Annotated in this window: 31 protein-coding genes; 21 read left to right on the top strand and 10 right to left on the bottom strand. The window is 65.8% G+C overall.

Annotation, left to right across the window (positions count from 1 at the left end; translation table 11 throughout):
• Positions 1–106 precede the first annotated feature (106 nt).
• The 11 genes from ACAG20_RS04495 to ACAG20_RS04445 all read left to right on the top strand — a co-directional run bounded on the left by ACAG20_RS04495 (position 107) and on the right by ACAG20_RS04445 (position 7,845).
• Positions 107–709 carry a riboflavin synthase gene (locus ACAG20_RS04495; RefSeq protein WP_370491672.1) on the top strand — a complete coding sequence of 201 codons (603 nt, stop codon included), beginning with the start codon at positions 107–109 and terminating at the stop codon, positions 707–709.
• Between the two features lie 75 nt (positions 710–784).
• Positions 785–1,687, top strand: coding sequence for a tyrosine-type recombinase/integrase (locus ACAG20_RS04490; protein WP_370491745.1), 903 nt, complete (start codon positions 785–787; stop codon positions 1,685–1,687).
• Positions 1,687–2,313 carry a hypothetical protein gene (locus ACAG20_RS04485; RefSeq protein ID WP_370491671.1) on the top strand — a complete coding sequence of 209 codons (627 nt, stop codon included), beginning with the start codon at positions 1,687–1,689 and terminating at the stop codon, positions 2,311–2,313. The genes ACAG20_RS04490 and ACAG20_RS04485 overlap by 1 nt, the downstream gene beginning before the upstream one ends.
• Before the next feature lie 414 nt (positions 2,314–2,727).
• Positions 2,728–2,961 carry a DUF6011 domain-containing protein gene (locus tag ACAG20_RS04480; RefSeq protein ID WP_370491670.1) on the top strand — a complete coding sequence of 78 codons (234 nt, stop codon included), beginning with the start codon at positions 2,728–2,730 and terminating at the stop codon, positions 2,959–2,961.
• Positions 2,949–3,209, top strand: coding sequence for a hypothetical protein (locus tag ACAG20_RS04475; protein ID WP_370491669.1), 261 nt, complete (start codon positions 2,949–2,951; stop codon positions 3,207–3,209). Before ACAG20_RS04480 ends, ACAG20_RS04475 begins: the two co-directional genes overlap by 13 nt.
• Positions 3,206–4,546, top strand: a complete 1,341-nt coding sequence (locus tag ACAG20_RS04470) for a DUF3631 domain-containing protein (protein WP_370491668.1) — start codon at positions 3,206–3,208, stop codon at positions 4,544–4,546. The genes ACAG20_RS04475 and ACAG20_RS04470 overlap by 4 nt, the downstream gene beginning before the upstream one ends.
• Before the next feature lie 16 nt (positions 4,547–4,562).
• Positions 4,563–4,859, top strand: a complete 297-nt coding sequence (locus ACAG20_RS04465; RefSeq protein ID WP_370491667.1) for a hypothetical protein — start codon at positions 4,563–4,565, stop codon at positions 4,857–4,859.
• A complete protein-coding gene (locus ACAG20_RS04460) occupies positions 4,856–5,152 on the top strand; it encodes a WhiB family transcriptional regulator (protein ID WP_370491666.1) in 297 nt (98 codons plus the stop codon). Before ACAG20_RS04465 ends, ACAG20_RS04460 begins: the two co-directional genes overlap by 4 nt.
• Positions 5,153–5,296: 144 nt before the next feature.
• On the top strand, positions 5,297–5,602 hold the full coding sequence (locus ACAG20_RS04455) for a hypothetical protein (protein WP_370491665.1): 306 nt from the start codon (positions 5,297–5,299) through the stop codon (positions 5,600–5,602).
• Positions 5,599–5,976 (top strand): helix-turn-helix domain-containing protein, encoded by a 378-nt coding sequence (locus ACAG20_RS04450; protein ID WP_370491664.1) that lies wholly within the window; start codon positions 5,599–5,601, stop codon positions 5,974–5,976. Before ACAG20_RS04455 ends, ACAG20_RS04450 begins: the two co-directional genes overlap by 4 nt.
• 90 nt (positions 5,977–6,066) lie before the next feature.
• Positions 6,067–7,845, top strand: a complete 1,779-nt coding sequence (locus ACAG20_RS04445) for a hypothetical protein (RefSeq protein WP_370491663.1) — start codon at positions 6,067–6,069, stop codon at positions 7,843–7,845.
• Between the two features lie 30 nt (positions 7,846–7,875).
• On the opposite strand, the gene ACAG20_RS04440 is transcribed toward ACAG20_RS04445, so the two are convergent.
• Positions 7,876–8,190, bottom strand: coding sequence for a DUF732 domain-containing protein (locus ACAG20_RS04440; protein WP_370491662.1), 315 nt, complete (start codon positions 8,188–8,190; stop codon positions 7,876–7,878).
• Positions 8,191–8,258: 68 nt separating this feature from the next.
• Between ACAG20_RS04440 and ACAG20_RS04435 the strand changes: the two genes are divergently transcribed.
• The 4 genes from ACAG20_RS04435 (at position 8,259) to ACAG20_RS04420 (ending at position 11,662) form a co-directional block, all read left to right on the top strand.
• Positions 8,259–8,666 (top strand): helix-turn-helix domain-containing protein, encoded by a 408-nt coding sequence (locus ACAG20_RS04435; RefSeq protein WP_370491661.1) that lies wholly within the window; start codon positions 8,259–8,261, stop codon positions 8,664–8,666.
• A 16-nt stretch (positions 8,667–8,682) separates the two neighbouring features.
• Positions 8,683–9,345 carry a hypothetical protein gene (locus ACAG20_RS04430; protein ID WP_370491660.1) on the top strand — a complete coding sequence of 221 codons (663 nt, stop codon included), beginning with the start codon at positions 8,683–8,685 and terminating at the stop codon, positions 9,343–9,345.
• A gap of 166 nt (positions 9,346–9,511) precedes the next feature.
• Positions 9,512–9,931, top strand: coding sequence for an HNH endonuclease (locus tag ACAG20_RS04425; protein WP_370491659.1), 420 nt, complete (start codon positions 9,512–9,514; stop codon positions 9,929–9,931).
• Positions 9,932–10,264: 333 nt separating this feature from the next.
• Positions 10,265–11,662, top strand: a complete 1,398-nt coding sequence (locus tag ACAG20_RS04420; RefSeq protein WP_370491658.1) for a hypothetical protein — start codon at positions 10,265–10,267, stop codon at positions 11,660–11,662.
• A gap of 207 nt (positions 11,663–11,869) precedes the next feature.
• On the opposite strand, the gene ACAG20_RS04415 is transcribed toward ACAG20_RS04420, so the two are convergent.
• The 9 genes from ACAG20_RS04415 to ACAG20_RS04375 all read right to left on the bottom strand — a co-directional run bounded on the left by ACAG20_RS04415 (position 11,870) and on the right by ACAG20_RS04375 (position 14,846).
• A complete protein-coding gene (locus ACAG20_RS04415) occupies positions 11,870–12,283 on the bottom strand; it encodes a hypothetical protein (protein ID WP_370491657.1) in 414 nt (137 codons plus the stop codon).
• Positions 12,283–12,615, bottom strand: coding sequence for a hypothetical protein (locus ACAG20_RS04410; protein ID WP_370491656.1), 333 nt, complete (start codon positions 12,613–12,615; stop codon positions 12,283–12,285). The genes ACAG20_RS04415 and ACAG20_RS04410 overlap by 1 nt, the downstream gene beginning before the upstream one ends.
• 182 nt (positions 12,616–12,797) lie before the next feature.
• On the bottom strand, positions 12,798–13,043 hold the full coding sequence (locus tag ACAG20_RS04405; RefSeq protein WP_370491655.1) for a hypothetical protein: 246 nt from the start codon (positions 13,041–13,043) through the stop codon (positions 12,798–12,800).
• A complete protein-coding gene (locus ACAG20_RS04400) occupies positions 13,040–13,447 on the bottom strand; it encodes a DUF732 domain-containing protein (protein WP_370491654.1) in 408 nt (135 codons plus the stop codon). Before ACAG20_RS04400 ends, ACAG20_RS04405 begins: the two co-directional genes overlap by 4 nt.
• Positions 13,448–13,467: 20 nt before the next feature.
• A complete protein-coding gene (locus ACAG20_RS04395) occupies positions 13,468–13,665 on the bottom strand; it encodes a hypothetical protein (RefSeq protein ID WP_370491653.1) in 198 nt (65 codons plus the stop codon).
• On the bottom strand, positions 13,662–13,940 hold the full coding sequence (locus ACAG20_RS04390) for a hypothetical protein (RefSeq protein WP_370491652.1): 279 nt from the start codon (positions 13,938–13,940) through the stop codon (positions 13,662–13,664). The genes ACAG20_RS04395 and ACAG20_RS04390 overlap by 4 nt, the downstream gene beginning before the upstream one ends.
• The gene (locus tag ACAG20_RS04385) at positions 13,937–14,146 is read right to left on the bottom strand and encodes a hypothetical protein (RefSeq protein ID WP_370491651.1); all 210 of its coding nucleotides are present in this window, start codon (positions 14,144–14,146) and stop codon (positions 13,937–13,939) included. The genes ACAG20_RS04390 and ACAG20_RS04385 overlap by 4 nt, the downstream gene beginning before the upstream one ends.
• Positions 14,143–14,457 (bottom strand): hypothetical protein, encoded by a 315-nt coding sequence (locus tag ACAG20_RS04380; RefSeq protein ID WP_370491650.1) that lies wholly within the window; start codon positions 14,455–14,457, stop codon positions 14,143–14,145. Before ACAG20_RS04380 ends, ACAG20_RS04385 begins: the two co-directional genes overlap by 4 nt.
• On the bottom strand, positions 14,454–14,846 hold the full coding sequence (locus tag ACAG20_RS04375; RefSeq protein WP_370491649.1) for a hypothetical protein: 393 nt from the start codon (positions 14,844–14,846) through the stop codon (positions 14,454–14,456). The genes ACAG20_RS04380 and ACAG20_RS04375 overlap by 4 nt, the downstream gene beginning before the upstream one ends.
• A 261-nt stretch (positions 14,847–15,107) precedes the next feature.
• On the opposite strand from ACAG20_RS04375, the gene ACAG20_RS04370 reads away from it, so the two are divergent.
• The 6 genes from ACAG20_RS04370 to rapZ all read left to right on the top strand — a co-directional run bounded on the left by ACAG20_RS04370 (position 15,108) and on the right by rapZ (position 21,019).
• Positions 15,108–15,599 (top strand): hypothetical protein, encoded by a 492-nt coding sequence (locus ACAG20_RS04370; protein ID WP_370491648.1) that lies wholly within the window; start codon positions 15,108–15,110, stop codon positions 15,597–15,599.
• Positions 15,600–15,785: 186 nt separating this feature from the next.
• Positions 15,786–17,063: a bifunctional 3,4-dihydroxy-2-butanone-4-phosphate synthase/GTP cyclohydrolase II gene (locus ACAG20_RS04365; protein ID WP_370491647.1), complete on the top strand. Its 1,278-nt coding sequence runs from the start codon at positions 15,786–15,788 to the stop codon at positions 17,061–17,063.
• A 28-nt stretch (positions 17,064–17,091) separates the two neighbouring features.
• Positions 17,092–17,571 (top strand): 6,7-dimethyl-8-ribityllumazine synthase, encoded by a 480-nt coding sequence (gene ribH, locus ACAG20_RS04360; RefSeq protein ID WP_013829216.1) that lies wholly within the window; start codon positions 17,092–17,094, stop codon positions 17,569–17,571.
• Entirely contained in the window at positions 17,571–18,062 is a 492-nt protein-coding gene (locus ACAG20_RS04355; protein WP_370491646.1) for a PH domain-containing protein, read from the top strand. The genes ribH and ACAG20_RS04355 overlap by 1 nt, the downstream gene beginning before the upstream one ends.
• 66 nt (positions 18,063–18,128) lie before the next feature.
• The gene (gene uvrC / locus ACAG20_RS04350) at positions 18,129–20,087 is read left to right on the top strand and encodes an excinuclease ABC subunit UvrC (protein WP_370491645.1); all 1,959 of its coding nucleotides are present in this window, start codon (positions 18,129–18,131) and stop codon (positions 20,085–20,087) included.
• Complete coding sequence (gene rapZ / locus ACAG20_RS04345; RefSeq protein ID WP_370491644.1) at positions 20,084–21,019, top strand: RNase adapter RapZ; 936 nt, start codon at positions 20,084–20,086, stop codon at positions 21,017–21,019. The genes uvrC and rapZ overlap by 4 nt, the downstream gene beginning before the upstream one ends.
• The last annotated feature ends 87 nt before the right edge of the window (positions 21,020–21,106 follow it).

Genomic DNA, 21,106 nt, shown 5'->3' with positions numbered 1-21,106 from the left:
GTATAGAGGCCCCCCAGCCGGGGGCGGTCCAGCGGGCGCATAACCGATGGCGCCGACCCGCTGCGCCCGACTCCGTCGCGCTTGCGATCGTCGCTAGCCTGTTGTGATGTTCACCGGAATCGTCGAGGAACTGGGCGAGCTGGTCAGCCGCGACGAGCTGACCGACGCCGCGCGCCTGGTCATCCAGGGCCCGACCGTCGTGTCCGACGCCCGCCACGGCGATTCGATTGCCGTCAACGGGGTGTGCCTGACGGTGGTGGAGGTGCTGCCCGGCGGCCGGTTCTCCGCCGATGTGATGCGCGAGACGCTGGATCGGTCCAGCCTGGGATCCCTGCAGGTCGGCGGGCCGGTCAACCTGGAGCGCGCGGCCGCACTGGGCAGCCGGCTGGGCGGCCACATCGTGCAGGGCCACGTGGACGGCACCGGCCGGGTGCTTTCCCGCACTCCCGGCGAGCACTGGGAGGTGGTGCGCATCGCGCTGCCCGCCGCCCTGGCGCGCTATGTGGTGGAGAAGGGCTCGATCACCGTCGACGGCGTCTCGCTGACCGTCGCCGGGCTGGGCTGTGACCCCGACGACTTCTTCGAGGTGTCGCTGATTCCGACCACCCTGCAGCTGACCACGCTGGGTCGCGCCCCGGTCGGCACGCTGGTCAATCTCGAGGTCGACGTCATCGCCAAGTATGTTGAGCGGTTGCTTGCCCGGCCCTAGTTGGTTGACGTGCGATTTTGCCCGTCACGGCGAGGTTACCACGTAAGTACACCGCTACATGTCAAGATATTCAGCATGGGTGGTTCTTTGCCGGACTTGTACGGACTACTGGACTCATGGCGGCTGACCCTGCGCGCCGAGCGCAAATCACCATCAACAATCGCCGCGTACCGGGAAGGCGTGCTGGCATTCCTGCGCTGGGCCGAGGCCGCCGACACCGCGCCGGAGATAACACGGACCAATGTGCAGGCATTCACCGCCGACCTACTCGCGGACGGTGCCGCGCCGGCCACGGCGCGTAGTAGGCACCAGGCAGTGCGGCGGTTCGTCGCGTGGCTGGTCGACGAGGGCGAACTCGAGTCGGACCCGCTGACCGGAATCACGCCGCCGAAGCTGGACACGAAGGTGACGCGGGCGCTCACCGACGACGAACTGAAGGCGCTCATCAAAGCCTGCGCGGGCAAGGATCTGATCGACAGACGTGACGAGGCCATCGTGCGGTTCATGGCCGAGACGGGCGTGCGGGCGGGGGAGCTGCTTGGGATGGCACTGCCCGACGACATCGACGTGTCGCGGGGGATAGCCGTCGTCCGGCGCGGCAAGGGCGGCAAAGGCCGTGTTGTCCCGTTCGGCCCGATGACCGCCGCAGCCGTGGACCGATACCTACGTATGCGCCGTGGACACCGACTTGGGGATGGACCGGTGATGTGGCTCGGCGGCAACGGCCAAGGCCTTGGCTATCACGGTCTAGACAGGGCGCTCAAGATCCGGGCCGAGCGTGCGGGCATCACCGGCTTTCATGTGCACCTGATGCGGTCCACGGCGGCGACACGATGGCTTCGGGCCGGCGGGTCTGAGCAGGGATTGATGGCGGTGGCCGGCTGGTCGTCGCGATCGATGCTGGACAGGTACACGACCGCAAGTGCCGCTGAGCGTGCCGCCGCCGAGGCGCGCGGCCTGAACCTGGGGGAGTTGTGATGTTGCGACTGGAAGCTGGCGATCCCGCAGTGCGCGAGCGAACCGCCGCCGCAGTGCAGGCGAGCAATGAACAGGGAGTGCGGCCAACGCTCGAGATCCGATGTTCTAAGTGCCGAGCCAAACTGGCAACCGTCGGGACTGTTCCCGAATTCGGCCCGCTGTTCGCATCGTCGTGGGCCGTCACAGCTGATAGCTGGCACCGTGTCATCGTCAACGGAGAAGTGCTGGGCGACCGCGCACGCTCGCGATGGATATCCGAGCACTACGAGACTCTTTCCGCATCAGGTAAGCCAATGAATGAGCCGTTGCGACATGGAATTATCGCGCTGCTCGCACTACCTCCCCAGCTCGAACAGGACTATCCACCGCTGCTGATGAGGTGCAGCCGTCACGGCGACTACATCGCAGATCGACTCGAAGTCATCGAGGAACTGCGCCGTGGTGCTGATGTTCACAAAGTTCGCCCGACTGGCGAAACATTCGATTATGAGCCGCCAGCAATAGAGAATCTGAGGACTAAATCTGTTGGGCGGCAGGCGGTAAGGAAACCAAAGGCCGACGTAATGCGCGTGGAAGAATTCGAAGCGCGGCTAGCTGAACGTCGGCGACACACCCGTGGGCGCTAACCGCTCAAAGCACACCGCATGGGCTACACTGTGCTAGTTCAACTGTTTGGCCAGCGCCGCCCGCGAGGGCGAGTCGCCATCCCGAGCGGGACGCTCAAGGCCGGAACCCATGGACGGGGTTCGTTCAGCGGAAGGCTGACGAACCGTGCCCACAACAGGGTTAACACCGACCGAACGAAAACTACGAGCGCAGCTCGGCGCCTACACATCTTGGGCGAACACCGAGGACCGCTCCGCGCGTACCCGCAAGCCGCGTGAGGCGTTCAATAGGCGGTTTGAGGATCAAGTAGACCCCGACCGTATTCTGCCGCCAGACGAACGCGCCAAACGCGCGGACGCGGCCAGGCAGGCGTACTTCAAGGCGCTGGCGCTTAAGTCGGCTACTGCGCGGCGAGCCCGCAAAGAGGGCGCGTAATGGCCGCCCGCAGCGGGGGGAGCCCGCCCATTGAAAAGGCCGGCCCCCGCCAAGAGACCGGCCGATTCCTAACCGCACACACCAGTGCCGCCCAGCATAGCGAATCGTGCGCCCAGCAGGACGTGCCGCGCTGCCGTGTCTGTCGGCATCCACTCCGGGCCGACGTGTCGGTGGGCCGCGGAATCGGGCCGGTCTGCCGTCGCCGAGCGGGGGTGGCGTCATGCATCCATTAACCCGTCGTCGCGAGGCGGCACAGCGCCTGGCGATCCTCAGCACTGGTTGCGCCGACCCCTGGCCGACTGAGCACCCGTCGATACCGCTGACCGACAACCAGCTCGATATGTGGCGTTGGACCGTCGAACACCTAGAGGCCGAGGGGCTTGCGCCGCTGCTCAATCTCGAAGCCCGCCGTGCCTTATGGCGGCGCGGCGGCGCTGACCGGGCACTGGCTGAGCGCCTGAATGGTGGGGAGGCCGCATGAGCGACATTCCTTACGGTCACGATTGGCCCGAACCGACCTGGCCTGACGAGGATGGCCAGACAGCCGGCGCGCGATTGCTCGATGACATCGAGACGTTTCTAGCCCGGTTCGTGGTCTACCCAAGTCATCACGCCCGAGTTGCTCACGTGCTCTGGATAGTTCACGCCTGGTTGATGGACCACTGGGAATCGACACCGCGCATCGCGTTCTTGTCACCAGAGCCGGGGTCAGGCAAGTCGAGGGCACTAGAGGTCACCGAACCTCTGGTGCCTCGGCCGGTGCACGCGGTGAACACCACCCCGGCCTACTTGTTCCGCAAGGTGTCCGACGAAGACGGGCGGCCCACCATCCTGTACGACGAAGTCGACACGGTGTTCGGGCCGAAGGCCAAGGACAACGAAGACATCCGCGGGATGCTCAACGCAGGGCATCGCAAGGGAGCCACCGCCGGCCGGTGCGTCATGCGCGGCAAGGTGGTCGAAACCGAGGAACTGCCCGCTTATTGCGCGGTGATGCTCGCCGGTCTCGATGACCTGCCCGACACCATCATGTCGCGGTCGGTGGTGGTGCGGATGCGTCGACGTGCACCCGGTGAGGATGTCGAACCCTGGCGACCGCGGGTCAATCACCCGGAAGCGCACGCGCTTCGCGAGCAGTTGGCCACCTGGGCTACCTCGGGCGCCGTCGTTGCGCGCCTGGCTGGTGATTTTTGGCCCGATCTTCCCGACTCGGTTACTGACCGTGACGCCGACGTATGGGAGGCCCTACTTGCCGTGGCCGACCTCGCCGGTGGGGACTGGCCACAACGGGCTCGTGGAGCGGCTGTAGCACTTGTAGCAGCATCCAAGGAAAAGGCCCCCAGTGTCGGTGTACTTCTTCTGCGCGACATCAGACAGGCGTTCGTCGACGTTGGTGCCGACCAGCTCACCACTGAACAGTTGCTCTCCGAGCTAAATCGGATGGATGAATCACCCTGGTCGACCATTCGCCGTGGTGAGCCCCTCGATAGTCGTGGTCTGTCACAACGACTGGGTAAGTACGGCATTGGGTCGAAACTCCATGCCGGAGAGCGGGGGTTGCGTGGATACACCACCGCCCAGTTCATCGACGCGTGGTCGCGGTACCTACCCGACGTACGTGCTACATCCGCTCCACCCGCTACAGGTGATCCAAATGGGTCACCTGAGCCCGACTGCGCTGGCGCAGATGTAGCAGATGTAGCAGATGAATCGCGGCCCACCCCCGCAACAAAGGCGACGTGCCCATGCGGCACCGAACTGACCCGACCCGAATCCATTACCGCCGGCCGCTGTCTTGAATGCGCCACGGACAACTAGAAGGAGACCTCCGCAGATGAATCGCCACACCGAATTTCCAGTCCTCGACTCGGATCGCGCCGTCGCCAACCAGGAGCACCACCGCGCCATCATCGATTGCTTCGGCTTCACCGAGCCCTACGTCGACGAGATGGACGCCTGGGTCGCGCTACCCGTCCGGTTAACACACGACACCGCGGCGGGGTGGCGCATTGAGGCTGGACCGTACAGTTTCGGCGCCGCCGATGTCGCAACCCTGGAAGCCGCCATCGCCGCCTACCGCGCGGCTACCGATGGCCAGCGGTGCACCTGCGCCGGGGGCGGCACCCTATGAGCGCACTCAATGGCGAGGCTGTCATTGACCTGCTGGCGGCCATTTTTCGCGACATGCCCGCGCTACCGGGGGCCGCTTGCCGCGACCGCCAGGCGGTGTTCCAGGCCGCCGAGGACGGGCACGACGACGCCATTGCCTCGGCCCTCGCGATCTGCCGCGGGTGCCCCGTGCGCCGGGAGTGCGCGCAATGGGTCGGCTCAATCCACCGTCATCGGCGCCCCCGCGGGGTCACCGGCGGGGCGTATCGACCGGCTGGGCGGGGACGGCGACCACGACAGGCGGTGGCGTCATGATGACCGCCGAATTTGCCCTCGCCGTGGCCTGCCCGACCTGCCGCGCACGAGCCGACGAGCCCTGCCGCAGAAGCGGCGGCACACACCGGGCGCGTCAAGACCGTGCCCTCGGAATCCTCGCCACCAAATCGAAGGGCCAACACCATGACTGACATCCACGACAGCGACGACCTCGACGACCTGATCACGACGAACCGCATTGTTGTGCGCTACGTCCTGGACGGCGAGAATCTGCATATCGACAACGCCGGGTTGGCGCTGCTGTTCGGCATTGACGAGGACGAGATCGTTGCCGGCGAAGAGCATTCGGAAGGCCGTTGGCTTTGGGCTACTTGGCGAATCGAGGAGGCCGCGGAGCATGGCCATCATGGCTTGGGCCCTGTGCTGGCTTACTACGCCGACATCGAGTTTGGCGCCGAGCTGGTGCTGGTCGAGGTGCCGCCGACATGACCGACGTTCAGCTAAACGAAACCGAGGTGCAGGCCTGCTACTACGGGCTGGCGCACTTTATGCGGCAGCAACGTATTCGACAGCGCCCGGTGCCTCGATCAGTGGAGCTGCTCTACCGGCGAATTGACGCGGCCATCCGCACGCCGGTGTCCGACTCGGGACATCAGATATCTGCTGTGCCAACACAATCGGATGTATGGATTACAGCGCGAGAGGCAGCCGACATCCTCGGCGTGTCCAAGCGGCAGGCGCAACGGCTGCACGCGGACCTCGACGGACAGCTAATCGGCGGACGCTGGCTGTTCAAGCGGGAAACGGTGCAGGAGTACGCGCATGAGCGAACTTCCGGCCGAGGTGGAGCAACAGCTCGCTGAACTTTCCGACGAAGACTTTGATGCGCTGATCAGGCGCGTTCGCCCTCCCGAGCATCAGGGCAGCCGACTGCCGACGATGGCGGGCCGCCCATGACGGTCACATTCCCTCCCATCGGCGCCAACGGCGTTCCCGACCCGCTCACGGCCCCCATCTCTGCCTACCGTTACGCACTTGCTAAGCGCGAGGTCATCGACGCCGAATCCAAAGCCCGACCGTTGATTCGGCTTTGGGACAAGAACATGGAGTTCATCGGCGTCATCGGCGGCGAGAAGTCATTGGATGTCAACCAGCTCCTGCACGACACCGGCACCGGCAGCATCATCTTGCGCGGCAGCGACTGGATTAACCGCTTTCTCCGCACCGATGTCCGGGCGAACGACGATTTGAATATCACGATTGACCCGTACCCGAATCGCCGCAACTGGCGGTGGCGCTGGGGAGGCAAGGTGACTGCTGTTCGTCAGGTCCGCACCGAAGCGGGCTTACACGAGCTGCACCTGGACGTGGCCGAGAACCGCGAGCACTGGAAACACTTATATTTTGCCGCCACACCGTGGTTCGCCCCGGAGGTCCAACCGCTCAAAGCCTGGGTGCTGCCTGGAAACACACGCACCATCGTCTCGGCGACGGCGTTCATCAACCTCGCGCGAATCTTCTGGCCGCCGCTGGGCATCATCGACAATTTTGTGAATCCCGGCGCGTGGTTCAAGCCGCTGACGGATGGGCAGTTGTGGTCGCCACTGGGCTGGCCCATACAGGCGCAGTTCGTGAACCCGTTCACCGACACCAGCCGCTTCTCTGTCATCGCCTCGCGCTGGTCGCCGGCTCACGACACCTGCCAGGGGTTGCTCAAGGACGCCGGGTGTCACGTCCGCGTCTATACATGGCTACCCGAAGATGAGGACTCCCCGCACCCGGAGCTGGCCGCGCTCATCGGTCAGGAAGCCGCACGCCCCTCGCGTGCCTGCCTTGTCATTGCGGTGGAAGACAAGTCGGGTGTTGTGGGCCTCACGGGCACCGCTGTTGACGGCGCGATCAACCTGGTCGCCACCACTGCCGATGACCTGATTTCGGAGCTGCTGTATGAGTTCCGCGATGCCGACGCCATCGACCCACGCACCGGGCGAAACGTACCGCCAATCATTCGTGACCTAATCGGCATCGCGCCGAGCCTGCCGAGCATCGTCTTCCGCGACTCAACACCTCAGTCGGCTATCAAGTCCAGTGAGCACGCAACGTTCAAGAGCACAGCGAAAAGCATTCTTGCAGGCGGGAAATCACCCGGCTGGGTTAACCAACTTCAGACCTTTGGAATCAAGTACGGCTTGTCGCAATTCCAGATCGTCAACGTTGGTGGCGGCCCCACGAACCAAACCGGCCCCGCGCCACAGGGTTCCGGCCTGGAGGAGATTTACCAAGGTCAATTTGACAACATGCTGCTGGCCTTCCAGCGATACACAGACCCATTGCGTGAAATCGAGGCCGGGAACTTCGGGTACCTCGAATATTTCACGCAAGAGGGCGGCGGGACCGCCTACACCATCAGCTCGGCACTCACGATTCGACAAGGACATTGGAAAACCCGCCCGTACCAATCCTTCAAAGTGTCGATCTGGAATCGGCGCCCGTACTCGGTCTATTTCGACTTCGACCTCGGTGACCGCACCCTGTTTGAGATTGACGGGCTGCTCTACACGGATCAAGTGAGCGGCATCCGCTTGCACTACGACGAGGACACTCCGAAAACCTTCGACATCACCGTCGGCTCCGGTGGCGACATGGACGACCCACTAGGACAGGCCGTGCGGACGTTGCAAACCATGTGGAACGCAGTTGGCACGCTGTTTGGTTCTAACGACCTTTACTGAGTCATGGGAAAGCCGCTGCGGTCAACCACATCAGCCGTTGTGGCCGGCCGCGCCTTCCAGGGTGTCAGGGCACAGCTCACGCTGTGCAGCATTCACCCACGCCCAGCCGTCATCCCACCTGTAGGACTCGGCAATCACGTGAGGTGGTGTGCCGGTCTTGATCATCGTGCAGAGCTGGTAACCCTGGGCCAACCGCCCCGCATCGGTCGTCCACATGGAGATGTAGTTGCGCGGCGGAATCTGGTCCAAGAACGCCTGGTCGTCTGCCTGGGTCACTGCGACCGGGCCGAGCAGCAATCCCAGCGACACAACCCCGATTCCCGTTGCCGAAGTAGCGCGATTCATCACATTGGCTCCTGTCAATTACGCCCCCAATTATCACCCGTCGGGCCGCGAGGATGGAAGGCCCGCAAATGAATGCCGCCGACAACTGGGCGGACCGTATCGCCAGCCACATAGGGCCGGACGGTGCGGTCATGGTCCCGCCACGTATCGCGCACTGGCTCGAAACCCAAGCCGGCCTGACCGCAGACCGCCGTATCAACCTGCGCGCCGCCGATCCAGCGGCCTACGAAGTGCTGGCGGCGTTGCATCTGTCAGCCCTCAGCCACCGTTCCGGTTCCGGAACGAAACCAGCAGCGGCGCAACCAAAGCCGCAAGAATCAAACCCATGGATGACCACCACCCAGGCCGCCGAGCAACTCGGCGTCACCGACAGGGCAATTCGAAAATGGTGTCGCAACGGGCGAATACCCGCCAAACGCCACGGCTGCCGCTGGCTCATCCACAGCCGGCACCTCAACACCGTACAGATCACCTGACATAGGAGAAGCCCCAATGAAGCTCAACGACGCCAAAACCAAGATGGCCCGCCTCCGCTCCGACCTCCAGGCCGAGGTGGATACCATCACCAGCAACCCCAACTACTCCACCGACGGCATCGTCCACCAAGTCGCCAAGGCCATCCTCGACGCCCGCCAGCAGGCCGTCTCTCTGCGTGATGATTTCGTCACCACCAGCGACAACGCCCGACGCACACTCGGGCGCAAGCTATTCGGGCTGCCCGCCAACGCCGACCCCGCCACCACTTTGAGCTACCGGGACGCCGAGGACCGCGTCGCCAGAATCACCGACCCCGACGAACTGGCCCCCGCGCTCACGCGCGCACTCGACAAGGGTGACGACATTCTCGCCCGCGCTATCGCCGGCCGCGCCGACACCCTCGGCTGCTCCGACGTCGTCAGCCGCTATGCCGACAGCACCGGCCAGACTGATGACGTCGCCGCATTGAATGACCTGCCCTCAGGCGGCAACTTCGACACCGCCTGCGCCATGGTCTTCAACGTTCACACACCCAACCTGCCCGCCGACGTGGCCGACCGCATGCGCTCCGCAACCACCAGCACCGGAGACCTGCGCGCCGACCTGCAGCTGCAGCGCCTAGCCGAGACGCCGCCAGAACAACCCACCAAACCCGAGAAGCCGAACTACTACCTCTAACCACCCCCATGAACACCACCAGGCAAGGCCGACACTCCTACGGCCCACTGGTGACGCCAGGCCCACAGCGTCCCCTTCCGCTCGGGCTGTGGCGGAAGTCGCGGGCCGGTCGTCGCCCTTGTCAGCCCGACGACCGGTCCGCGCTCACACCATCAAGGGAGGGCACATGAGAGCACCCCGGCGGATCAACGACATCCGAGCCAAGCGCCTGCGCGCGCAGATCAGGGCTGAAGGCGGGCCGTGTCACATCTGCGGTGGTGACATCGACTACGGCGCCGACCACCTGGACCCCATGAGTTTTCAGCTTGATCATCTTTGGCAGGTAGCACTCGGTGGCCCCGAGCACGACCCCGTCAACGCAGCCAGTTCGCATCGTGCCTGCAACCGTCGCCGCGGAACCACCATCGACGCCGCAGCCATCGCCGCTGCTGCTCACTACGGCGTCACCCTCACCCCGCCGGCAGGCCAGCGCACCACCCGGCTTGGCTGCGCCCCCGACGGCCAGCCCTGCCCGCGCTGCAACGGCGTCCACAACCCGCGCCCCGGCTGCACGTTCGAGACCTCGCGACGGTGGGTGACTGAATGAACCCCACACGCATAACAGCAGGTCAGAGCCTCGACCGCCCAAGGGGGTGGGGGGTGACCCCCGGCCAGCACCCGAGTCCGGCTCGTGGCATAGGGATTAATCTGGAGGCCCCAATTGACCCGTGAAGCGTCAAACGCTGATTTTGCCCGGCTGGAGGCCCTTCGGGACCGCTTGGAGGCCGTGATCTCCGATCCGGAAACGTCGCCTCGTGACCTTGCCTCAGTCGGCCGGGAGTACCGGCAGACACTGGTGGCGCTGGCTGCGGTGACACCGGCGACCAGCACGTCGAAGCTGGACGAGATCGCCGCACGCCGCCGCAGACGGGGTGCCTAGATGAGCGCCGCGGCCGCCACCACGTCGCCGACGTTCACCCGTGTACCGGCCGGTGATGAGGCCACAGGGCAGGACTGCGTCGACCTGGCCGCGGCCTACGGTGTCCCGCTCGATGACTGGCAGGCCGACATCCTGCGCGAGCTGCTGCGTGAATCCGGCGGTGCGTGGTCTGCCTCCCAAGCCGGTCTGGTGGTATCGCGGCAGAACGGAAAAGGCCAGATTTTGCTCGCCGTCGAGCTGTTCGGCCTGTTCGAGCTGGGCGAGAACATCCTGCACACCGCGCACGCCGTCAAGACCTCATCGGATGCGTTCCGCCGCCTCTGGTCGGTCATCCAGGGTCACGACGACCTCGCCCGCCGGGTGCGCCGCCATTCGCAGATGATCGGCGCCGAGTACGTCGAGCTGGACTCCGGGGCGCGCATCGCGTTCACCACCCGCTCGGCGTCGGCGGGCCGCGGTCTGTCGGTGGACCGCCTGGTGGTCGATGAGGCCGAAGACCTCCCGGCTGCCGAGGTCGGCGCATTGGCACCGACGGTGTTCTCCCGGCCACGGGCGCAGTCGCTGTACTTCGGTACGGCACCGGGCGTGACCCACGATGCCCTGGCGTTCGCGACGATGCGCTCCACCGCTCACGACGGCCTGAATCCGCGCCTGGCGTGGTGGGAGTGGTGCGCCGAGTGGGGCCACGACATCGACGACCAGGACATGTGGGTACGGGTCAATCCCGCCGTTGCGGCGGGACGTGTGCCGTTGCAGGCCATCGTCGATGACCGGGCGATCCTGCCGGCGGGCCAGTTCCAGGCTGAGCGATTGTCGATGTGGGTGCCGGCCGCTGCGCGCCAGCCCGCGATCATCACCGACACCGCCTGGCAGGAGCTACTCGGCGCGGGCGTGGACGAGGCCCCCAATGCCCTCGGTGTGGACATGTCGCACGGCCTGGACATCTCGGTCATCGGATGCTGGAGCCGCGATGACGGCACTGTGCATGTTGAGGAACTGTTCGCCGGTTCCGACACCTCGGCCGCCGTCGAGTGCATCGTCGACGTGGCCAACTGGCGCACGCCCATCATCATCGATGACCTGTCGCCGGCCGCGCAGATGATCCCCGAACTGAAGGCCCGCCGCGTCAAGGCCACCAGGTCCACGGCGCGGGACATGGCCAAAGGCTGCGGACTGTTCGAATCGCGGCTCAAGGCCGGCACGTTGACCCACCGCGGGCAAGCCTCACTGACCGATGCGGTGCTGGGAGCGCAGAAACGCCCCATCGGAGACGCCGGGGGTTGGGGCTGGGACCGCCGGGACTCGTCATGCCGGATTCATCCGCTCGTCGCCGCCACCCTGGCCCTGTACGGGGCTGCGGAGAACCCGCGCCGAAGGAGCACCGCCGCGTTCGCATAACAACTATTAAGTAAAGGGGAGCACCGCCAACTCACGGTGTCTTTGCTCTCGCCAGTCGCTGCCGCGATAGCTTCAGCTGGTGACGTGCTGCAAATGCAACACCTGAGCCGGAATCGCCTCCGCGCCGTGACAACGGCGCTTTGCACTTGGAGCCCAGGCACGCCGCTGCGTTACTGGACCACAACCGTCTGAGCCGGGAAGCTCTCGTCAGTTGGCTTGGCTCGGTAGCCAGGGCCGACCCTGGTTCAGACCCTCACAAAATTGCTTGATCTCTGTCCATTGTCGGTTGAACAGCGGGATCGCGGCCGTTCCAAGTTGCGCGATGTCGTAGCGCGTACGACGCGAGGCCTCGTAGAGGCTCCGGTATGGGGCGCTTATCGAAGGGTAGACCGCTTTGACGAGTTGATTGGTGCCGCGACTACCTTGCTCCACGCCAGAATGCTTTCGCGGGTTGCGCTCGTCCTTAGTGAGGCCGGGTTCGTCAGCCAGAGAAGAATGCACGTAGTGCATGGCTGAGTAGAACAACGCCACCACTGCCCAGTCGTCAAAATGGCCGACCAAGTAGTCAGACGCAGCCTTGTGATGTTCGGCCCGCTTCAAATGCCACTTACGGACACCCATCAGGCTTCGGCAAACGCCTCGTCCTGAACAGACTCCAAAGGCAAGATGTCGAATTCAAGAGCCCACTCGTCAGCGTGGGCCTCTTCGAACTTTAGGAGGGCATCGAGTACCAGCATCCGAGTTTCCCAGGTGTACCGATCGATACACGCACCAACGCGCACTATCCGGGGACCCGCCTCCCATCGGACGCTGAGGTGGGTCTTGCCCGTCTCCTCTACTAAAGGCTGGAGTCGACCGTCGAGTTCGAACTTGAGGGTGTCGGCCGAAATCATGGGCTGCTTCTCCTGGCTTGGCACATTTTTGACGATACCGCTTAGTTGACCATCGCCCACCGACAACTGTAGCGCGCCGCGGATCTTTTAATGGATCTACCTGCCGTAAGAACCAGCCCCTGCCTGTGGCCGGGCGCCGGTTTTGTCGTTGCTGATCACCCCGCGTCCCGCATGACACAAAGGTTGATACAAAGAACCGGCCCCCAGCAATCGCCAGGGGGCCGGTCTGTCGGTGTTAGTGCTTAGTACCTCCACAAGAACTGTGGACACTGTCCCGCGACCACGGACCTGATATACACCCGCGCATCGGCATCGGTGGCGTCCGGCCCGAGCACCTGTCGCACCGTCACCGAGTTCTCCAGACCCTCGGGGGTGTTCCCTGCGGCCAGGAGTCGGCAGATGGCGTTGCCGGCCGGATCTGCGTTCGCTGCGGGAACCGCTGCGAGTAGCGCTGCGAGTACGCCGAGGATGACTGCGTAGGTTTTCATGCGGCACCTCCGAGCGTATCCGGGCACAGTTCGTGCTGCGCCGCCTCGATGAGCATCGGTCGCAGACCCGCGGTGTCCCAGGTGGATTTCGGCATTGCTTGATCCGGTGGTATGCCAGCTCTGATTCCGTCGCAGGTCATGTTGCCGATCATCAGAGTTTCCGAGTCGCCCATGTTTCCGAAGAAGCCGTAGCGGTCGGGCAGTCCGTTGGCGTGCACGCGGTCAAGGAATGACCTGCTGTCAGCGTGGGCCGGCGTGGCGAAGATGGCGCCCAGGGCCAGCAGGATGGCGGTAAGGATGGTTCTCATCGTCGGTCTGCCAGCCATGAGACGTTTGCCGACCACGTCTGTTCGCCGCCTGCCCGCGATGATCCGGGCACGCAGTCGAGCCTCCATGTTGTTCATTGTGCGCCCCTTCTTCGCGGCTAGTTGTAGTGGTATTTCTGCAGGCCACCTGGCCGGAAGTCGAGCCGCGGGTGCTTTGGCTGGCGCCCCCGGCGAATCGCTTCCAGGACGAGCAGAACCAAACGCGCTTCGTCCTCGGTCCAGGATTCAGGCGGAGTGTCGTCGAATTCCCTATGGATGCGGTCGAACAGGTCCGGGCCGGCGGGCTCGGTGGTCATCGCGTCTCCCACTGATCGGCAAGATCGGCGGCTTCCAGTAGCACCGGGACAAGCTGGCGAACCTGCGCCGCCGAATACCCCTCCTCGGACTCGCGCTGATCGAAGAGAATCCCGATGGCCGTAAGCCGGCCGTCGAGGTCTTGCTCGGCCCACACTTGGACTGCCTTGCTCCCGGCGATGTCCGCCGTGACGCTGCGGGCACCATCCTCCACGTCGAACTCACTGCAACTGGTCGCGCCGACGGGCAGTGGGGGGCTGGCGGTGACGGCGTTCATCGCAGGTTTCCGATGCCGGCTGCGGCCGACAAGGTGATGTCGGCGACGAACTGGCCGCGCTCGTGAAGGCGGGCGCGTGCGGCTTTCATGGCTGCTGCGGCAGCTACGGCATGCGTGTAGGCGCTCTCCAGGAGCACGTCGACGGGTGCGGTGCAGTCTCCACTGTGGAAGTCGGCGCCACTGCAGCACCGTTGTGTGGCGGTCATCGGGCCGCTCCCTCGCCATCATCGAGAAGCTGCGCTGCGGCGACCAGCTCCCGCGCCAACTGCAACGCGGTCGTCCCGTTGAGGCCCGTCTTGCGATCAGGCGGGTCGCTGAAGCCGATGACCGCCGACCGAAACACCCGCCCGTCGATGACAGCGTCTTGCCCCTCGATCCACGCGTAATCGCCGACGCCACGGTCCCAGTAGGTCACGGGGTTGCCCGCCTTGTCGCTGCCGTAGTCGGGTTTGGCGTCTGGCAGGCACCATGACGGCGGCTGCGGCGCGGCGCCGATGTCGGCACCCGCGGCGGTCATCGGGTCACCGCCCCGGCGATCGCGTCCAACTCGTCGGCCGCGGTGATCAGCGCCTCGCCGATCTGGCGGGCCTGGGCTGCGGTCATCGGGTTGTCCGGGTGTATCGGGCCGGCCCAAACCTCCCAGCCGACGAAAGTGCCATCGTCTTCCTGGTAGCCGCCCGTGGCGATTTCCACATCTTCGCGCAGCGATCCAGATGCCTCGACGGTCTCCGAGGTGGCGCCGTAGATCATTCGCCCGCCGCCGTCCCAGTCACTGACGCTGGTCGCGCCAGCGGGGATGGGCACGTTGGGGTTGTTGATGTCGGTTGTGGTGTTCATACCCGGCAGCGTGGCACCGGGGTCTGACACGTTCTCGAATCGTGCTTTGGCGGGGGTGGTGCGGTTCATCGTGACTCCCTCGGTTCTCGGAACCGGGCGTTAGCTGCACTCAACATATTTTGACTACACCGCTGTGTTTCGACCTGCATTTACGCTGGTCAGAACACCGTATAGCTCTCGGCTACTCGCCAAGTATGTCGAGCGACTGGTGACCACCAGCCGGTGAATTGCCTACGAAGTCACTGTCAGCGGCATGTGACGGCGGGTGAATCGCGGTCTTCGCGGCGTAAGTTGGCCTACCGACTTGCGGACGAGGACGTAGGAGAATCAATGCTGCACAGCGGCAATCGCGTGACATCTGCCACCGGGGCGGTGCTGTTCGCCGCCGTGCTCAGCGTCGCCACCGCGCCGGTGTTGTCGACTCTCGGCCCGGCGGCACACCGTGCTGAGGTGGCGTTGACCAGCGACAGCTCCGGGCTGGATGTGGGTGATCTGGACAGCTTCCTCAACGATATCGGGCTGGGCGACGTGATCACCGACAACGACTTCTTGCTGGGCACCACCGACCCGACCGAGAGCCTCGGACAGTGGTTCTTCGCCACCTCATCCGTCGAATTGATGAACCTGCTTTCTGGTGTCTACGCGAGCACGTTGTCAACGGTTTTGGTCACCGAGCTGCTGGTACCGGTGATCGGCGACCTGCGCGACATGATCACCGCCCCCGGCGACGTCGGGGCGGACGTGAGCCAACTCCTTGCAGATCTCGGGCAGGGTACCGACCAGGTGCTCGCGGCCGCCGCGGAGTTGCTGCTGTTGGCTTGACCCGGGATCGCCGCTGGTAAAGGCACGGTCACGGCCGCTAGCGGGCTGCTGAGCGCCGTGCCGACACGGTGCCAGATCCCGCTCACCGAGTCACGCGGCAAGGCGCGGCCCCCCGGTGGTTCATACTGGACGGGCGGGTTACGCCGATCGGGCGGCCCGGAGACGGCGAACTCAAGGGTGGCATAGATGACGAAGTTGGACACCGTCGAGCGGGCGGTTGCCGACATCGCGGCAGGAAAAGCCGTCGTCGTCATCGACGACGAGGACAGGGAGAACGAAGGCGACCTGATCTTCGCCGCCGAGAAGGCCACCCCCGAACTGGTGGCGTTCATGGTGCGCTACACCTCCGGGTATCTGTGCGTGCCACTGGACGGCGCCATCTGCGACCGGCTGGGCCTGCTGCCGATGTATGCGCTTAACCAGGACAAGCACGGCACCGCTTACACCGTCACCGTCGACGCGAAAAACAATGTGGGAACCGGTATCTCGGCCTCGGACCGGGCCACCACGATGCGGCTGCTGGCCGACCCGGCGGCCGCCGCCGACGAGTTCACCCGGCCGGGTCACGTGGTGCCGCTGCGGGCCAAGGACGGCGGGGTGCTGCGCCGGCCGGGCCACACCGAGGCCGCGGTCGACCTGGCCCGGATGGCCGGCCTGCAGCCCGCCGGCGCGATCTGCGAGATCGTCAGCCAGAAGGACGAAGGCGCGATGGCCAAGACCGACGAGCTGCGGGTCTTCGCCGACGAGCATGGTCTGGCGATGATCTCGATCGCGGACATGATCGAGTGGCGCCGCAAGCACGAGAAGCACATCGAGCGGGTCGCCGAGGCCCGCATCCCGACCCGCCACGGCGAGTTCCGGGCGGTCGGTTACACCAGCATCTATGAGGACGTCGAGCACGTGGCGCTGGTTCGCGGCGAGATCGCCGGCCCGCACCACGACGGCGACGACGTGCTGGTCCGGGTGCACTCGGAGTGCTTGACCGGTGACGTGTTCGGTTCACGGCGCTGCGATTGCGGGCCGCAACTCGACGCCGCGCTGGCGATGGTGGCGCACGAGGGCCGCGGGGTGGTGCTCTACATGCGCGGCCACGAGGGCCGCGGCATCGGGCTGCTGCACAAGCTGCAGGCCTACCAGTTACAGGACGCCGGCGACGACACCGTGGACGCCAACCTCAAACTGGGGCTGCCGGCCGATGCACGCGACTACGGCATCGGGGCGCAGATCCTGGTGGACCTCGGCGTCCGCTCGATGCGGCTGCTCACCAACAACCCGGCCAAGCGGGTGGGGCTGGACGGCTACGGGTTGCACATCATCGAGCGGGTTCCGCTGCCGGTACGGGCCAACGCCGAGAACATCCGCTACCTGATGACCAAGCGCGACCGGATGGGCCACGACCTGACCGGACTGGAGGAGTTCGACGATTCCGCACACCTGCCGGGCGAGTTCGGCGGGGCGCTGTGAGCCGCGCTGTCGTGGGAGAGCGGCATCGATGAGCGGCCTGGGTGTGCCGGACATGCCGGCCCTGGACGCCTCGGGCGTGCGGTTGGCGATCGTGGCCAGCACGTGGCACGCGCGGATCTGTGACGCCCTGCTGGCCGGCGCCCGCACCGTGGCCGCCGACGCCGGCATCGCCGAACCGACGGTGGTGCGCGTGCTCGGGGCCATCGAGATTCCGGTGGTGGCCCAGGAAGTGGCCCGCAACCACGACGCGGTCATCGCACTGGGAGTGGTGATCCGCGGTGGGACACCGCATTTCGACTACGTGTGTGACGCGGTCACCCAGGGGCTGACCCGGGTGTCGCTGGATGCGGCGATACCGGTGGCCAACGGCGTGCTCACGGTCAACGATGAGGAACAGGCGCTGGACCGCGCCGGACTGCCCGAGTCGAGCGAAGACAAGGGGGCTCAGGCCGCCGCCGCCGCGCTGAGCACGGCGCTGACCCTGCGCGACCTGCGCGCCGCGCCGTGATGGCCGGGTCGGGATCCCCGCAGTGGGATCTGGAGGTGCGTCCGCGCCTGATGCGCATCGGCTTGTGGAGTGCGGCGATCCTGATCGTGGCGATTCACGTGGTGGTGAGCTTTCTGCTGACGATCCGCTCCAGCGGGGTCATCTTTCGCACCTACGACCGGGTGGCGGTGGTGGTGCTGGGCATCATCGTGGCCGGCTCCCTGCTGGTGTGGACGCGGGCCCGGGTGCGGGCGGGCGAATCCGGGGTGTCGGTGCGAAACGGGCTCGGCGACCGGTTGATCCCGTGGTCGGAGGTGCTCGGGGTGTCTTTCCCGCCGGGCAAGCGATGGGCCCGGCTGGAGCTGCCCGACGACGAATACATTCCGCTGGTCGCCATCCAGTCCGCCGACAAGGAGGCCGCCGTGGCAGCCATGCGCACGCTGCGGGCCCTGGTGGCGCGTTACCGTCCCCCCGGCGAGAAGTCCCCCGCAACCGGGAGGTACCCGCAGTGACGGCCCGCTGTTCTGCCTGAAAACGGGGCTTTCATGTCTGCTCGCCGTAGAAAGTAGCCTGGTTACGTGCCAGACCCCGCGACCTACCGCCCGGCGCCCGGCTCCATTCCCGTCGAGCCCGGTGTCTACCGGTTCGTCGACTCACACGGCCGGGTCATCTACGTGGGCAAGGCGAAAAGCCTGCGGTCGCGGCTGACGTCCTACTTCGCCGATGTCGCCGGCCTGCACCCGCGCACCCGCCAGATGGTGACCACTGCCGCGAAGGTGGAGTGGACGGTGGTGGGCACCGAGGTCGAGGCGCTGCAACTGGAGTACAACTGGATCAAGGAGTTCGACCCGCGGTTCAATGTCCGCTACCGCGACGACAAAACCTATCCGGTGCTGGCCGTCACCCTCAACGAGGAATACCCGCGGCTGATGGTCTATCGCGGACCGCGCCGCAAGGGGGTTCGGTACTTCGGTCCCTACTCGCACGCCTGGGCGATCCGCGAAACCCTGGACCTGTTGCTGCGGGTGTTTCCGGCGCGCACCTGCTCGGCCGGGGTTTTCAAGCGGCATCAACAGATCGGACGGCCCTGCCTGCTGGGTTACATCGGCAAGTGCGCGGCGCCGTGCATCGGACGCGTCAGCGCCGAGGAGCACCGCCGGATCGTGGAGGACTTCTGCGACTTCCTGGCGGGCAAGACCGACCGGCTGGTGCGCAGCCTCGAGCAGCAGATGCTGGCGGCCTCCGATGAGCTCGACTTCGAGCGGGCCGCGCGGTTGCGAGATGATGTGGCCGCGCTGAAACGGGCGCTGGAGAAGCAGGCCGTGGTGCTCGGCGACGGCACCGACGCCGACGTCGCGGCGTTCGCCGACGACGATCTGGAGGCGGCGGTCCAGGTCTTCCACGTGCGTGGCGGGCGGGTTCGCGGCCAGCGCGGCTGGATCGTCGAAAAGCCCGGCGACCCCGGAGATTCCGAGAACTCGCTGGAGCGTCTCGTTGAGCAGTTCGTCACCCAGTTCTACGGCGATCAGGCTGCGCTGGAGGGCTCGGCCGACGAGCCGATCAACCCGGTGCCGCGCGAGGTGCTGGTGCCCTGTCTGCCGGCCAACGCCGACGAATTGATCAGCTGGCTCTCCGAGCTGCGGGGCTCGCGGGTGTCGCTGCGGGTGCCGTTGCGCGGTGACAAGCGGGCACTGGCCGAGACCGTTGAACGAAATGCCAAAGACGCACTGCAGCAACACAAGCTGAAAAGGGCCGGGGACTTCACCGCCAGGTCTGCTGCGCTGCAGAACATTCAGGAGGCATTGGGGCTCGCCGACGCTCCGCTGCGCATCGAATGCGTCGACATCAGCCACGTGCAGGGCACCGACGTGGTCGGGTCCCTGGTGGTGTTCGAGGACGGCTTGCCCCGAAAGTCGGACTACCGCCACTTCGCCATCCGGGAGGCGGCCGGCGAGGGCCGCTCCGACGACGTGGCATCGATCGCCGAGGTCACCCGCCGCCGGTTCCGTCGTCACCTGGACACCGAAGTGCTTGCCCCGGAAGGCAAATCACGTAAGTTCGCCTATCCGCCGAATCTGTATGTGGTGGACGGGGGCGCCCCGCAGGTCAACGCGGCGGCCGCGGTACTCGCCGAGCTCGGTATCACCGACGTCGCGACGATCGGCCTGGCCAAGCGGCTGGAGGAGGTGTGGGTGCCCGCTGAACCGGACCCCGTCATCCTGCCGAGGCAGAGCGAAGGCCTGTATCTGCTGCAGCGGATCCGCGACGAAGCCCACCGGTTCGCCATCACCTACCACCGCAGCAAGCGGTCCAAGCGGATGACGGCGTCGGTGCTGGACGCGGTGCCCGGGCTCGGTGAGCATCGGCGCAAGGTGCTGATCTCCCATTTCGGCTCGGTGGCGCGGCTGAAACGGGCTACCGTCGAGGAGCTCACCTCGATCCCGGGAATCGGCGCGGCGACTGCGGCGGCCGTGCTCGAGGCACTGGGGGCCGACGGCACGACGGGTGCCGCTGAACAGCAACGGATGTCGGGATGAACAGCGAAGTGCCCAAGGGCGTGCGAGAGCGCGACGTCGGCGGCCCCGGAGACGGTGCCGGCATCGACGTGGTGCTGGTCACCGGGCTGTCCGGTGCGGGGCGCGGGACCGCCGCCAAGGTGCTCGAGGACCTGGGCTGGTACGTCGCAGACAACCTGCCACCGGAGCTGATCGCCCGGATGGTGGACCTGGGCTTGGCGGCAGGCTCGCGGATCACCCAGCTGGCGGTGGTGATGGACGTGCGTTCGGCCGGATTCACCGGCGACCTCGACTCGGTGCGCACCGAGCTGGCCACCCGCGGCATCAACCCCCGAGTGCTGTTCATGGAGGCCGGCGACGACGTGTTGATCCGCCGCTACGAGCACAACCGTCGCAGTCATCCGCTGCAGGGCCAGCAGACGCTCACCGAGGGCATCACCGCCGAGCGGGTCATGCTGGCGCCGGTGCGCGCGGTGGCCGACCTGGTGATCGACACCTCGGTGCTCAGTGTGCGCGAGCTGCGGGAGAGCATCGAGGAGATGTTCGGCGGGGACGCCGTCAGTGCGCCGACATCGGTTACCGTCGAGTCCTTCGGCTACAAGTACGGTCTGCCGATGGACGCCGACATGGTGATGGATGTGCGGTTTCTGCCCAATCCGCACTGGGTCGACGAACTGCGTCCGCACACCGGACAGCATCCGGCGGTGCGCGACTACGTGTTGAGCCAGCCGGGTGCAGACGAATTCCTCGACGCCTACCATCGGCTGCTGTCGCTGGTGGTGGGCGGCTACCGACGAGAGGGAAAGCGATACATGACCGTGGCCATCGGGTGCACCGGCGGCAAGCACCGCAGTGTCGCCATCGCCGAGGCGCTGGCGTTGCGGTTGGACACCGAGGACGCGTTGGACGAGTTGTCGGTGCGCGTCCTGCACCGGGATCTGGGTCGCGAATGAGTTGCGCCGGCGACGATGCCGTGGGGGCACACCCCCTCGCCGCTGTGCGGTTGGGGGTACCCCCGCCCGCTTGCGGGCGACGGAGCT

This window comes from Mycobacterium sp. pW045, assembly GCF_041287085.1.
Lineage (GTDB): Bacteria > Actinomycetota > Actinomycetes > Mycobacteriales > Mycobacteriaceae > Mycobacterium > Mycobacterium algericum_A.
This window is presented reverse-complemented; position numbering and strand designations above follow the sequence as displayed.